1 protein-coding gene is annotated in these 268 nt (G+C 23.9%); it reads right to left on the reverse strand.

Going from position 1 to position 268, the window contains the following annotated elements; genetic code table 11:
• On the reverse strand, positions 1–268 hold a 268-nt coding region (locus AC2FA3_RS15245), incomplete at both ends, for a hypothetical protein (RefSeq protein WP_490510323.1).

Genomic DNA, 268 nt, shown 5'->3' on the forward strand with positions numbered 1-268 from the left:
GTATCTTATTAAAATCAAATGGATAATCTTTTTCTTGTACAGGCATAGGTATCTCAAATAAACTAAATTTATCATTTAACATTATTTCTATTTGCTTTAAAGTCAATTTATTTTGTTTTTGCTCAAATTTATATTCATCTTCAATTTCATTTAAAATTTCCTCTACATATTGATAGCGATTTTCTGGGTCTAATTGTGTTGCTTTTACTATTATCTTTTGTAATAATTTAGATTTTGGCTGTAATTTTTTTATTGTCATGCCTAAAGC

Source organism: Janibacter sp. CoH_79_TC_3, assembly GCF_058197955.1.